Genomic DNA, 13,544 nt, shown 5'->3' on the forward strand with positions numbered 1-13,544 from the left:
CAGTGGCACTTTGTGCCACTTTATATCAATTATATTTCACTGAAGTAAGATAGTAAATCTTTAAGTGATTCTTCTAATCAACGTGGCTATCCCTTGTCCTCCTGCCACACCAAGAGAAGTAATTCCTAACTTGCCATTGACTTTCTTGAGAGCCTGTAGTAAATGAAGTAGTATAATAGCTCCTGAAGCACCATAAGGATGACCATAAGCTAAAGCTCCACCTAGGATATTGATTTTACTTTTGGCTATATCAAGCTCTTGTAGACAGGCTAGAATTTTAACGGCAAAAGCTTCATTGATTTCTAAAGCGTCAATATCTGATAAAGTGATATCTTCTTTTGTAAGTAACTTTTTAATAGCTGGAATTGGCCCTAAAGGAGACAGGTTAGGATCTACTCCTGCTGTAGTGCCTTGGATGAATTTAGCTTCTGGATTTAAATTATATTCTTTAACTGCTTCTTTAGAGCCTAGAATGACTATTGCTGCTCCATCATGAGTTAGACAAGCATTACCAGCTGTTACTTTTCCTTCTTCTACAAAAACTGGTGACATTCTTTCTAATAATTTTAATGACATATTAGACCGAATAGATTCATCCTTGTTTATTATCTGATTATCCATCTGTAGTGACGTTATGATTTCATCTAGTAGTCCTTCCTGTTGGGTCTTAGTTGCTCTCTGGTGGCTTCTTAGTGCCCATTGATCCATGGATTGGCGTGATATATCTTTGACTTGGGCTACCTTTTCTGCGGCTTGGCCCATATCAGGATCTCCTAAAGAGGTAGGAGAGAAGATAGCTCGATCGAGATAATCATCTTCTCCAGTAAAACGAGGGTCAGTAGGATTAAATTGGCGGCGGGGTTCTAAACTGGTACTTTCTACTCCACCAGCTACAATAAGATCACTTTGACCTCCTCGAATTAAGTTGGCCCCAAAGTTGATGGCACTCAGGCCTGAACCACACTGAAAATCTATAGTAGTACCAGGTATTTCAACTGGCCAACCAGCCTCTAATAAAGAAAGGCGGGCCAACCCGCCTAATCCTACAGCATTACCCAAAATAACCTGATCTACTTTATCTGCTGTTAAGTTATATTTATCTATAGTTTGATTTAATATATGAGCAGCTAAATTCTTAGGTAAGAAGTCTTTAAGTTGTCCGTTAGTTTTGCCGATAGGAGTTCTAAGTCCTCCAATAATAAAGACTTTTTTCATTAGAATCTTCCTTTTAGTCGTTTCATAATAGGCACACTAATAATAGCAGCAATTACTGCTTTTAGTAAATCTCCAGGGATAAAAGGTACACTACCTGACATAAAAGCTTTTTGTAATCCCATATCAGTAATTATATTGAGCCAAATAATACCTAATAAATGAACAACCACAATACCACCTATAACATTAGCTAAGCCAATACGTAAGTAAGATTTTTTGTTTTGTACAATTAGACTAATCACTACAGCCCCAACTAAATAGCCAACTAGGTAACCTCCACTTGGCCCCATAAAGACTCCAATACCAGCACGACCTTGTGAAAAGACAGGAACTCCAATAGCTCCAAGTAGTAGAAAAATTACCATACTCAGGCCAGCTTGTCTAGTGGCTAAAATAGCTCCTGCTAGCATAACAGCTAGTGATTGACCAGTAACTGGAACTGGACTAAAGGGAATAGGAATTGATACATATGATAATACACTTATCAAAGCAGCAAAGACTGCTGAATAAACCATATCTTGCGTAGTTAACTTTTTAAACATTTATAATTCCTCCTTGATAGTTAATTTAAAACATATTTGATTATTGACAATCCCTAGTAAAGTATTATTTTTTTCTGCTAATCTAATTTGTTCTCCACTTCTAATTGGTTTAAGATAAGTAATAGTTCCCTTATTAAGTCTAGCATTGTTTTGAGCTAGATAGTCTTCTAAAAGTAATAGAAGTAGCATTCCTTGGACTATAGGTTGATCTGTTAAGTGGATTGAATTAGGGTCTGAACTATACTGACTGAATTTATAGACTTCTTCTGGAGTAATATTTCTCCAAAGTTTTGGAGTTTTATTAAAGCTTTTTCTGTCAGATTTATTGTCTTCTTTTCTTTTAATTAAAGTTGATGATAGATCTATTAATTTATTTTTTTTTGATTTTACCGTTGTTCTACAGGTTAAGTAATTCAGTTTTTCTCTGTTGTGAACTTTTTTAACTTCTCCTGTTAGTGTTAGTTTCTGTTTTAGTTTAGGTAATTGTTTAACTTTAAATTTCTGTTTAGCTAAATAGTATCTATCATCTACTTCCTGTCCTAAAGTAGATAAGGACAAGCTAGCAGCTATCATAGCTGGCACTTGCTTATTCCAGTCAAATTTTAAGTTAAAGGTTGTAGACCATCTTTTTAGTTTAGATTGATTAAATGTTATGATTTGAGTCCCATAGTATCCCTCCTAGATCTGATATTGATATTATAGAGAATGATCTTGGTATTGTCAACTCAAAATATCTAAAGTTTACAGAAAGAGAAAGTGAATTTTTTTGTTGAATCTTCTTGACAATTGTAATTTCATTACATATACTATTGAGCAAATAACATAGAATTAAAAGTAGTGATAGAGACAGAAATAGTTAATAAGATTACAGAGAAACGGGATAGCTGAGAACCGTATCTGACTTAATTATTTCTCTCACTCTTGAACTGTATAGTTGAAAAATTAACTTTTAAAAAATATTGACAAATTAACATTAATTCTTTATACTTATAGGTAACAAGTTAATTAATGTTAAAAGCGTTGAAGGGGTATAGTAGATAGTTTGATTTTATTTACAGCGAACTGGGTTTGGTGAGAGCCAGAATAAAATAGCCTATTGAATATCTCCCTGGAGTTGCAAGCTGAAAGTTAATTTGAGTAAGCTATGCCGGCAACCTAAGTAAAGGCTTAGGAAAACAGCATCCGTTATCATATGCTGGGGTATGAAGTGTGTTGGGGTTAATATATTAAACCTGTACAGATATGATTAATATGTTAGTCTGGACTTACAACATGCGAGTACTTATTAAGGCTATTGTCGTAAGATAGTAGCAAAATTGGGTGGTACCACGTGAGAAGACCTCTCGTCCCAGTTAACAGTATTCAACTGTTGATTGAGATGAGAGGTTTTTTATTATATTAAGTAAGTATATACTTTTTAGTAGATAGTTAGTTTTAAAATGGAATAATATCTAATTGAGTAGTTAGGTTATTATAGAGTAATAGATATTAGAATAGATAAGTAATAATAAGTAGTAGATAAGATTGGTCATTAAACAAGAGTAGTAATTAGCAAGGAGTAGATTGGAATAGATTACCTAGGGGAAGGTGTACCTAATTTCCTCTATCCGGTCTTAAGCTCTGAGTTGCTACTCAGGGCTTTTATTTTTATATAATACCTAAAAGAGAAGTAGAGAAGTAAAAGGAGTGAAAAAAATGGCAGTAATGACTGGTGCTGAAATGTTTGTTGAGTCTCTGTATCAAGAAAAGGTAGAGACAATTTTTGGTTATCCAGGAGGAGCAGTTTTACCTATTTATGACCAGTTATATGGGGCTGATTTTGAACATATTATGCCTCATCATGAACAAGGTGGTGTCCATGCTGCTGATGGATATGCTCGTTCGACTGGTAAAGTAGGAGTCTGTATTGCTACCTCAGGACCAGGAGGTACAAATTTAGTTACAGGTCTAGCTACAGCTTATATGGATTCTGTACCTATTGTAGCTTTTACTGGTCAGGTGCCTGGTTCTATGATAGGAACAGATGCTTTTCAGGAAGCAGATATTACTGGGATTACAGTTCCAATTACTAAGCATAATTATTTAGTACAGGATGTAAAGGAGCTACCGAAGATAATTAAGGAAGCTTTTCATCTAGCTAGAACTGGTCGACCAGGGCCAGTATTAATTGATATTCCTAAAGATGTCCTAAAAGCTGAAGGGGAATTTGATTATCCAGATCAGATTGAGTTACCAGGTTATAAGCCTAACTATCAAGGGCATAATCTACAGATAAAGGAAGTAGCTAATGCTATCAATCAAGCTGAAAATCCAGTTATTTATGCTGGAGGAGGAGTTATTGGTTCTGAAGCTAGTGACGAATTACGAGAATTAGTATCTAAGGCTGAAATTCCAGTAACTACTACTTTAAATGGATTAGGAGCTGTTGATGAACGAGATGAATTAAGTTTAGGTATGCTAGGAATGCATGGTACTACTGAAGCAAATTTAGCTGTTTCCAATACAGATTTATTAATTGCAATTGGAGCTCGCTTTGATGATCGAGTAACAGGAGAGTTAGAATCTTTTGCCCAAGATGCCAAGGTGATTCATATTGATATTGACCCAGCTGAAGTAGGAAAGAGAGTAGTAGTTGATATTCCAGTTGTTGGTGATGTTAAGAATGTTCTAAATGAGTTAAATCCATTAGTAGAAGATAAGAAACGATCAGATTGGATTGCCCAGGTTGATGAATGGCGTGAGTTAGATGATCCTAGAACAAGAGCTACTGATGATAAAATACTACCTCATGAGATTATTGAAGAGATTGACGATTTGACTAAAGGGCAAGCTTTATTGACTACTGAGGTAGGTCAGCATCAGATGTGGGCAGCTCAGTTTTATCAGTTCAGTCAGCCGCGTAGTTTTGCTTCTTCTGGTGGTTTAGGAACTATGGGCTATGGTTTTCCAGCAGCATTAGGTGTTCAAGTTGGTAATCCTGATAAAGATGTCTTTGCTTTAGCTGGAGATGGTAGTTTTCAGATGAATCTACAAGAGTTGGCTACTGCTGCTAAGAACAATTTGCCAGTTAATATTGTGGTCTTTAATAATCAATATTTAGGTATGGTTAGACAGTGGCAGGAGATGTTTTATGATAAGCGTTATTCTGCTGTCTGTCTTAAAGAACAAGAAGATTGTCCTCCAGATTGTTCTTCACCTAGTAAAGAATGTCCAACAATGACGCCAGATTTTGTTAAGTTGGCTGAAAGTTTTGGAATTAAAGCTAAGAGGGTTACTAAGGTAGAGGAGATTAGACCAGCTCTAGAAGAAGCAATCAATACACCTGAACCTTATCTGTTGGACTTTATTATTGAAGAAGAAGAAAATGTCTTTCCTATGGTGCCCCCTGGAGGTAGCTTAGATAAGATGGTTTTAAAGGAGGATGTGGAATGAAACATACACTCTCTGTATTAGTAGCCAATGAGTCTGGAGTGTTGGCCCGGATTGCTGGTCTGTTTAGTCGTCGAGGATTTAATATTGATAGCTTATCAGTAGGTCGAACTGAAAATGAGGATATTTCAAGAATTACTTTAGTAGTAGATGGTAGTAATAGAGAGTTAGAACAGGTAACTAAACAATTAAATAAATTAGTTGTAGTTCATAAAATAAGCGATTTAACAGAAGATGAAACAGTCAGCCGAGGTTTAGCTTTAATTAAGGTACAGGCAAATTCTGATACTAGATCAGAAATCATGCAGATTGTTGATAGTTTTCGAGGCAAGATTGTTGATGTAGCTAGTAATTCAATTATGGTAGAGATTACTGGTGATGAAAAGAAGATTAATGCTATTGAGAAACTACTAAGTCCTTTTGGAATCAAAGAGCTGGTGAGAACAGGTAAGATAGCTATGGGGCGAGGGAAGAAGTAGTTAATAGTTACCAGTTTACAGTTGAATTCTAGAATCAAAATAAATAATTAGCTTGAGTTTGAGATTAAGTATGAGTATCTATAAAATAATCTTTTAGTTATTGGTTTAAACTTAGACTCAAGCTTAAACTGAAACTTATATTTATGAGAATTAAAACTGTGAAACAGTTTGATGGTGTTAAGTTATTTAGAATTTGCTTTTAACTGTTCATTGTCAACTGTTCACTGTACACTAAACTAAAATGAGGAGTTGAGTAGATATGGTACAGATGTATTATGAAGAAGATGCTGATTTAAACTACTTAGAAGATAAGAAAGTTGCAGTTATTGGTTATGGAAGTCAAGGTCATGCTCAAGCACAGAATATGAGAGATGCTGGTCTAGATGTAATTGTAGGTCAGAGAAAAGGTGGAGCTAGTTATGAGCAAGCAGTTGAAGATGGTTTTGAGCCAGTATCAGCGGCTGAAGCTGCTAAGAAAGCTGATGTTATCCAAGTTTTATTACCTGATGAAGTACAGAAGAAGGTTTATCAGAATGATATTAAGCCTAATTTAGAAGAAGGGAATGCACTTGTCTTTTCTCATGGATTTAATATTCACTTTGAGCAGATTGTTCCTCCTAAAGATGTAGATGTTTATATGGTTGCTCCAAAAGGTCCTGGTCATTTAGTAAGAAGAGTTTATGAAGATGGTTCTGGAGTACCGTGCTTAATTGCAGTCTATCAAGATGCTACAGGAGAAACTAAAGACTTAGCTTTAGCACATGCTAAAGGTGTAGGTGGTGCTCGAGCAGGTGTAATTGAGACTAGCTTTAAAGAAGAAACAGAAACAGACTTGTTTGGTGAGCAGGCTGTATTATGTGGAGGAGCAAGTGAGTTAGTTAGAGCTGGATTTGAAACGTTAGTAGATGCTGGATATCAGCCAGAGATTGCTTACTTTGAGTGTTTACATGAGTTAAAGCTGATTGTTGACTTGATGTATGAAGGTGGTATTGCTACAATGAGAGATTCTATCTCTGATACTGCTGAATATGGTGATTTAATTGCTGGTAAGCAAGTAATCAATGATGAGTCTAGAGAAGCAATGAAGAAGTTGCTTAAGAATATCCAGACAGGAGAGTTTGCTAAGCAGTGGTTACTTGAAAATCAAGTAGGACGTCCAGCTTATTCTAAGCGGAAAGAAATTGATGCTAATCATCAAATTGAAAAAGTAGGAGAGAAGTTAAGAAATAAAATGAACTGGATTGAGGAGTAGAGAGGATAAATTCTATGGTTTTTAAGAATTTATCGATCACGAAGGGTTCGTAAGAACCCGGAGAATAAGCTGTGAGCTATGGGTCATGGGCTATTGGTTTAAGCCATTAAGCTCATGACTCAAGACTCACGACTTAAAGCTAATAAAGAAGGAGTGGAGTAGATGGGAGTCAAGATTTTTGATACAACTTTACGTGATGGTGAACAGTCTCCTGGTGTCAGTTTAAGTGTGAAGGAAAAGGTGGAGATTGCGAAACAGTTAGCTAAGTTAGAAGTTGATGTCATTGAAGCTGGTTTCCCAATTGCTTCTCCTGGTGACTTTAAGGCTGTTAAGAAGATAGCCCAAGAAGTATCTGGTCCTGTAGTTGCTGGGTTGGCCCGGGCTACTAAAGGAGATATTGATCGAGCTTGGGAGGCGTTACAAGAAGCAGAAAAGCCTAGGATTCATACCTTTATTGCTACATCTCCAGTTCATATGGAATATAAATTAAAGAAGGAGCCAGAGGAAGTATTAGATGCTGCTGTCAAAGCTGTTGAATATGCTAAGTCCTATACTGAAGATGTTGAGTTTTCAGCAGAAGATGCTTTTCGTAGTAATAAGGACTTCTTGTGTGATATTTTTGAGGCAGTAATTAAGGCAGGAGCAACAACAATTAATATACCTGATACAGTTGGGTATGCCACACCAGAAGAGTTTGGCGGATTGATCAGTTATATTAAAGATAATGTTTCTAATATAGATAATGCTGTAATCAGTGTTCATTGCCATAATGATTTAGGTTTAGCAGTGGCTAACTCTCTAGCTGCAGTTGACAATGGAGCCCAGCAGGTAGAATGTGCAGTTAATGGATTAGGTGAACGAGCTGGAAATACTGCTTTAGAAGAGATTGCTTTATCATTAAATACCCGCTATGACTATTTTTCAGATCAGACTAGTTTGAATTTAAAGGAGATTGCTCGAACTAGTAGATTGGTTAGCCATTTAACAGGTATGCCTATTCAGCCTAATAAGGCTATTGTAGGTCAGAATGCTTTTGCTCATGAATCAGGCATTCATCAGGATGGAGTTATTAAAGAGCGAACGACCTATGAAATTATGGATGCTCAGACAATTGGTTTAAAAAAGAATAAAATTGTTTTAGGTAAACATTCAGGGCGACATGCTTTTAGAGAGAAACTAGAACAATTAGGTTATAAATTAGACCAGGATGAATTAGATTCTGCTTTTAAGCGCTTTAAAGATCTTGCTGATAAGAAAAAGGAGATTACTAATCTTGATTTAGAGGCAGTTATGGAGGATGAGATTAGTCAACCACCTAATATTTATCAGATTAATCTGCTACAGGTAACTAGTAGTAATGGATTAGCAACAGCTACTTTACAGATGAATAGAGAAGATGAAGTAGTCAATGAATCTGCTTGTTCTGAAGGCGGGCCAATAGATGCTGTCTATGAAGCAATGAATCGAATTACTGGTTTGGATTGTAAGTTGGCTAATTATAATATTGATGCAGTGACAAGTGGTAAGGATGCTTTAGGTGAAGTAATTGTTAAGTTAGAGTATCAAGATGAGTTATATATTGGTCGAGGAGTTAGTACTGATGTAATCGAGGCTAGCGCTAAAGCTTATAATAATGCAGTTAATAAGGTTGCAGCGGATTTATAATAAAATTCAGTTAACAGTTTACAATTGACAGTTGACAGTTAGTAAAGCATAAAGAAGAAAGAATAGAGTATAAGAAGTAAATAGTAAAGAATAGAGAATAGTAAAGAATAAGATATAAATATTTCAGATATTATTTATTAATTATTATTTGTTAGTTAATTGTTATTTGAATTTAACTGTACACTGTAAACTGTAGACTGTAAACTAATAAACGAAGTCGAGGAGGAAGTAGCTATGGGAATGACAATGGTAGAGAAGATATTAGCGGCTCATGCTGGTCAAGATAAGGTTAAGCCAGGTGATTTAGTTAATGCTAAAGTTGATTTGGTATTAGGAAATGATGTAACTACGCCAGTAGCTATCAATGAGTTTAATAAGATAGGAGTAGAAGAAGTATTTGATAAGGATCGAGTAGCAATTGTTCCAGATCACTTTGCTCCTAATAAAGATATTAATTCAGCACAACAGTGTAAGAAGGTCCGAAACTTTGCCCATGACAAAGAGATTAATAATTACTTTGAAGTAGGAGAGATGGGAATTGAACACTGTTTATTACCAGAACAGGGATTAGCTTTACCAGGAGATATTATTATTGGAGCTGACTCTCATACTTGTACTTATGGTGCTTTAGGTGCTTTAGGTACTGGTGTAGGTAGTACTGATATGGCAGCTGGAATGGCTAGTGGTGAAGCATGGTTTAAGGTACCAGAAACAATTAAGTTTGTTTATAATGGAGAATTGCAGGATTGGGTTAGTGGTAAAGACTTAATTCTTTATACTATCGGTGATATTGGAGTTGATGGTGCTCTTTATAAAGCAATGGAGTTTACTGGAGAAGTAATTGATGATTTCTCAATGGCTAATCGAATGACAATGTCTAATATGGCTATTGAGGCTGGAGGTAAGTGTGGTTTAATTGAACCTGATGAGACTACTTTAGACTATGTTAAAGATAGAGCACAGAGAGATTATAAAGTCTATAAGAGTGATGATGATGCTGATTATTCAGAAGTAATTGAGTATGATGTTAGTGAGATTGAACCACAGGTTGCTTTCCCACATCTGCCTGAGAATACTAAAGGTATTAGTCAAGTTGAAGATATTGAATTAGACCAAGCAGTAATTGGTTCTTGCACTAATGGACGTTTAGAGGATTTAAGAGTGGCTGCTGAAGTATTAGAAGGTCAGAAGAAAGCAGAGCATTTACGATTGATTATCTTCCCAGGTACACAAGAGATCTATCGTCAGGCTATGAAGGAAGGTTTAGTTGATATCTTCTTAGATGCTGGAGCAATAGTCAGTACACCAACATGTGGTCCTTGCTTAGGTGGTCATATGGGTATCTTAGCTGAAGGAGAAAGAGCAATTGCTACAACTAATCGTAACTTTGTTGGTCGAATGGGCCATCCTGAAAGTGAAGTTTATCTATCTAATCCAGCTGTAGCAGCAGCTTCAGCTATCAAAGGTAAAATTGTTAGTCCTAAGGAGGTAATGTAGTATGGAGCTTAAGAAATTAACAGGAAATGCATGGACATACGGTGATGATGTAGATACTGATGTAATTATTCCGGCTCGTTATCTAAATACGTCCCAGCCAGAAGAATTGGCTAAACATTGTTTAGAAGATTTAGATGAAGATTTTGTTGATAAGATGGAGCAAGGAGATTTAATTGTAGCCCAAGATAACTTTGGTTGTGGTAGTTCACGTGAACATGCTCCATTGGCTATTAAAGCCGCAGGAGTCTCTTGTGTAATTGCTAATTCTTTTGCTCGAATCTTCTATCGAAATGCTATTAATATTGGATTACCTATTTTAGAGTGTCCAGAGGCAGTAGCAGCTATTGAAGAAAGAGATGAGCTAGAAGTTGATATTGAATCAGGTGCAATTAAGAATCTGACTAAAGAAGAAGAGTATCAAGCAGAAGCTTTTCCTGAATTCATGCAGGAGATAATGGCTAAAGATGGTCTAGTTAATTACGTTAAGGAGCGAGTTAATAGTTAATATGGAGTTTAAGTTTGAGTTTAAGTCTAAGTAACCCATGAACCCAGATATTTTTATTTAATGGTTGGCTTAAACTCAGGCTCAGACTCAAACTCATACATTGGAAAACATTATTCTACATTCTATTTTAGAACGGTTTATTATTAATTATCAATTCTAAATTGTAAATTTAAATACTGGAGGGAGTAGTGAGTAGTTATGACTAAAAGAATAGCAGTAATTCCTGGTGACGGAATTGGCCCAGAAGTAGTTAGTCAAGGTGTTAAAGTATTAGAAAAGATAGCAGAATTAAGTGAGCTAGATTTTGAATTTAAAGAGTTTCCTTTTGGAGCTGAGCATTATCTAGAAACAGGAGAGTTAGTAACTGAAGAAGCTAAAGAAGAGTTAGCTGAATTTGATGCTATCTATTTAGGAGCAGTAGGTGATCCTCGTGTAGAGCCTGGTGTTTTAGAACATGGTATCTTACTTGATTTAAGATTTTCCTTTGATCAATATATTAACTTACGACCAATTAGATTGTATGATTCAAGATTTACTCCATTGAAGGATAAAAACCCAGCTGATATTGATATGATGATTGTACGAGAAAATACAGAAGGGTTATACTCAGGAGTAGGTGGTTTCTTAAAGAAAGATACTGAAGATGAGGTAGCTACTCAGGAGATGGTTAATACTTATAAAGGAGTAGAGCGAGTAACTCGCTATGCTTATGAATATGCTAAAGAACAAGGTCAAGAGCAGAAATTGACTTTATGTGATAAGAGTAATGTGTTAACTTATGCTCATGACTTGTGGCAGAGGGTTTTTGCTGAGTTAGGAGAAGAATATCAAGCAGTTGAGCAAGATCATATGTTAGTTGATGCTATGACAATGAAGATGATCCGAAATCCTGAAGATTTTGATGTAGTAGTAACCTGTAATATGTTTGGTGATATTATCACTGATTTAGGTGCTGAGGTTCAAGGTGGTATGGGCTTAGCTGTATCAGGTAATATTAACCCAGAGGGAGTTTCTATGTTTGAGCCTGTTCATGGTTCTGCTCCAGATATTGCTGGTGAAAATAAAGCTAACCCTCTAGCAGCTGTTTTAGCAGCTAGTATGATGGTAGAGATCTTAGGTTATCCAGAAGAAGCTGCTCAGATAGAAGAAGCAGTTCAGTCATCATTACAAGCAGATCAGACAACGCCTGATATGGGTGGTAACTTAACAACAGACCAGGTAGGAGACCATATCTGTAGTCTGTTAGAATAGAGGTGGAAGAGATGCTTAAAATTTACGATACTACATTACGTGATGGTAGCCAGCAAGCAGGAATTTCTTATTCCACTGAAGATAAATTAAATATAACTCAACAGTTAGATAGGTTAGGAATAGATTATATTGAAGGAGGGTGGCCTGGTTCTAACCCTAAGGATATAGAGTATTTTAAGAGAGTTCAGAAGTTAGAACTGGAAAATGCTCAAGTAGCAGCCTTTGGTAGTACTCGTCGGGCCAACATCTCGCCTCAAGAAGACAAAAATCTGAATGCTATCTTAGACTGTGGTGTTGAGGTAGCTACTATCTTTGGTAAGGCTTGGGATTTACATGTAACTGATGCATTAGAGACGACACTAGAAGAGAATTTGAATATGGTAGAGAGTTCAGTACGTTATCTAAAAGAGCAGGGATTAGAGATTAACTTTGATGCAGAACATTTTTTTGATGGTTATAAATCTAATCCAGATTATGCTCTTAAGGTATTACAAGCTGCTCAAAGGGGTGGGGCTGATACATTAGTTTTATGTGATACTAATGGTGGTACAATGCCTTTTAAAGTAGAAGAGATTATTAATGAGATTAAGAGTCAGCTGACAACTACTTTAGGTATTCATGCCCATAATGATTCGGATGTAGCTGTAGCCAACTCTTTAGTAGCTGTTGAATCTGGAATAAATCAGATTCAAGGTACTCTTAATGGCTATGGTGAGCGCTGTGGAAATGCCAACCTATCTTCTATCATCCCCAACTTACAGCTAAAATATAACTATAATTTAGTTGATGAGGAAGAATTATCTGAATTAACAGAAGTTTCTCGTTATGTCAGTGAAGTAGCTAATCTTAACCCGCCCACTCATAAGCCTTATGTAGGAGATAGTGCTTTTGCTCATAAAGGTGGCATTCATGTTAGTGCTATCTTGAAGGAGCCAGAGACATATGAGCATATTGAACCTGAATTAGTAGGTAATAAGCGGAATGTCTTGGTCTCTGAATTATCAGGTAAGAGTAATCTGATCTATAAGGCTGAGGAGTTAGGAATTGAAATCGACCAAGAGACAACTAATATACGCCAAGTGTTAAACCAGATTAAGGAATTAGAACATCAAGGTTATCATTTTGAAGGTGCTGAAGCTTCCTTTGAATTACTAGTAGCTAAAGCTAGTGGAACTTATGAAAAACTATTTGAATTAGAAGGCGTTAGGATTATTACTGAGAAGCGTGGGGAGTTGTCCCCAGTTTCAGAAGCTACAATCAAGGTTAAGATAGATGGTCAGCGAGTACATACCGCTGCTGAAGGTAATGGTCCAGTAAATGCTCTTGATAGTGCTTTAAGAAAAGCTTTAGTTAGATTTTATCCTTGTTTAGAAGAAATTCATCTAATTGATTATAAGGTACGTGTTTTAGATGATAATGATGGTACAGAAGCTAAGGTAAGAGTTTTAATTGAATCTGGCGATGGACATAATACTTGGGGTACTGTTGGAGCTTCAACAAATATTATTGAAGCAAGCTGGCAGGCCTTGGTAGATAGTATAGAGTATGGTGTAAGATTAAGGAAAGACGAAAATCAATAGAATATTAATAAGACAGAAATCTGTCTAGTTTGTAAAAGAATTCTTGAATTTTGGAATCCTTGAATAGACAGCATAGAGTATGTTGTAAGCTCTAATTCCTTAATTGGGATTATAGTTTTTTTATTTATA

Annotated in this window: 11 protein-coding genes and 1 other annotated feature; of the genes, 8 read left to right on the top strand and 3 right to left on the bottom strand. The window is 36.0% G+C overall.

Translation table 11 applies throughout. The annotated features are described in order from the left end of the window. Positions 1-60: 60 nt before the first annotated feature. From ACYQ39_RS09230 to ACYQ39_RS09240, 3 genes are read right to left on the bottom strand one after another with little or no spacing between them, the layout of a single operon-like run. The gene (locus tag ACYQ39_RS09230) at positions 61-1,215 is read right to left on the bottom strand and encodes a thiolase family protein (protein ID WP_459842365.1); all 1,155 of its coding nucleotides are present in this window, start codon (positions 1,213-1,215) and stop codon (positions 61-63) included. Beyond that, on the bottom strand, positions 1,215-1,757 hold the full coding sequence (locus tag ACYQ39_RS09235) for a biotin transporter BioY (protein WP_459842367.1): 543 nt from the start codon (positions 1,755-1,757) through the stop codon (positions 1,215-1,217). Before ACYQ39_RS09235 ends, ACYQ39_RS09230 begins: the two co-directional genes overlap by 1 nt. After that, positions 1,758-2,339 (bottom strand): hypothetical protein, encoded by a 582-nt coding sequence (locus ACYQ39_RS09240; protein ID WP_459842369.1) that lies wholly within the window; start codon positions 2,337-2,339, stop codon positions 1,758-1,760. Positions 2,340-2,768: 429 nt separating this feature from the next. Then, positions 2,769-3,111 (top strand) — a binding site (T-box leader). Between the two features lie 341 nt (positions 3,112-3,452). Between ACYQ39_RS09240 and ilvB the strand changes: the two genes are divergently transcribed. The 8 genes from ilvB to cimA all read left to right on the top strand — a co-directional run bounded on the left by ilvB (position 3,453) and on the right by cimA (position 13,415). Continuing rightward, entirely contained in the window at positions 3,453-5,189 is a 1,737-nt protein-coding gene (gene ilvB / locus ACYQ39_RS09245) for a biosynthetic-type acetolactate synthase large subunit (protein ID WP_459842371.1), read from the top strand. After that, positions 5,186-5,665: an acetolactate synthase small subunit gene (gene ilvN, locus ACYQ39_RS09250; protein WP_459842373.1), complete on the top strand. Its 480-nt coding sequence runs from the start codon at positions 5,186-5,188 to the stop codon at positions 5,663-5,665. Before ilvB ends, ilvN begins: the two co-directional genes overlap by 4 nt. 259 nt (positions 5,666-5,924) lie before the next feature. Continuing rightward, on the top strand, positions 5,925-6,917 hold the full coding sequence (gene ilvC / locus ACYQ39_RS09255) for a ketol-acid reductoisomerase (RefSeq protein ID WP_459842375.1): 993 nt from the start codon (positions 5,925-5,927) through the stop codon (positions 6,915-6,917). Between the two features lie 162 nt (positions 6,918-7,079). Further along, a complete protein-coding gene (locus ACYQ39_RS09260) occupies positions 7,080-8,582 on the top strand; it encodes a 2-isopropylmalate synthase (RefSeq protein ID WP_459842377.1) in 1,503 nt (500 codons plus the stop codon). Positions 8,583-8,816: 234 nt separating this feature from the next. Then, the gene (leuC, locus tag ACYQ39_RS09265; protein ID WP_459842379.1) at positions 8,817-10,079 is read left to right on the top strand and encodes a 3-isopropylmalate dehydratase large subunit; all 1,263 of its coding nucleotides are present in this window, start codon (positions 8,817-8,819) and stop codon (positions 10,077-10,079) included. Position 10,080: 1 nt separating this feature from the next. Next, positions 10,081-10,584, top strand: a complete 504-nt coding sequence (gene leuD / locus ACYQ39_RS09270; RefSeq protein ID WP_459842381.1) for a 3-isopropylmalate dehydratase small subunit — start codon at positions 10,081-10,083, stop codon at positions 10,582-10,584. 198 nt (positions 10,585-10,782) lie between these two features. Beyond that, complete coding sequence (locus ACYQ39_RS09275; protein WP_459842382.1) at positions 10,783-11,835, top strand: 3-isopropylmalate dehydrogenase; 1,053 nt, start codon at positions 10,783-10,785, stop codon at positions 11,833-11,835. A gap of 11 nt (positions 11,836-11,846) precedes the next feature. Continuing rightward, positions 11,847-13,415, top strand: a complete 1,569-nt coding sequence (cimA, locus tag ACYQ39_RS09280) for a citramalate synthase (RefSeq protein WP_459842384.1) — start codon at positions 11,847-11,849, stop codon at positions 13,413-13,415. Positions 13,416-13,544: the final 129 nt, after the last annotated feature.

The sequence above is a fragment of the Halanaerocella petrolearia genome, from assembly GCF_054657875.1.

Excerpts from the sequence above, each read along its gene's own strand:
- ACYQ39_RS09230 (WP_459842365.1), bottom strand. The coding sequence starts at position 1,215 with ATGAAAAAAGTCTTTATTATTGGAGGACTTAGAACTCCTATCGGCAAA.
- ACYQ39_RS09235 (WP_459842367.1), bottom strand. The coding sequence starts at position 1,757 with ATGTTTAAAAAGTTAACTACGCAAGATATGGTTTATTCAGCAGTCTTT.
- ilvB (WP_459842371.1), top strand. The coding sequence starts at position 3,453 with ATGGCAGTAATGACTGGTGCTGAAATGTTTGTTGAGTCTCTGTATCAA.
- ilvN (WP_459842373.1), top strand. The coding sequence starts at position 5,186 with ATGAAACATACACTCTCTGTATTAGTAGCCAATGAGTCTGGAGTGTTG.
- ilvC (WP_459842375.1), top strand. The coding sequence starts at position 5,925 with ATGGTACAGATGTATTATGAAGAAGATGCTGATTTAAACTACTTAGAA.
- ACYQ39_RS09260 (WP_459842377.1), top strand. The coding sequence starts at position 7,080 with ATGGGAGTCAAGATTTTTGATACAACTTTACGTGATGGTGAACAGTCT.
- leuC (WP_459842379.1), top strand. The coding sequence starts at position 8,817 with ATGGGAATGACAATGGTAGAGAAGATATTAGCGGCTCATGCTGGTCAA.
- leuD (WP_459842381.1), top strand. The coding sequence starts at position 10,081 with ATGGAGCTTAAGAAATTAACAGGAAATGCATGGACATACGGTGATGAT.
- ACYQ39_RS09275 (WP_459842382.1), top strand. The coding sequence starts at position 10,783 with ATGACTAAAAGAATAGCAGTAATTCCTGGTGACGGAATTGGCCCAGAA.
- cimA (WP_459842384.1), top strand. The coding sequence starts at position 11,847 with ATGCTTAAAATTTACGATACTACATTACGTGATGGTAGCCAGCAAGCA.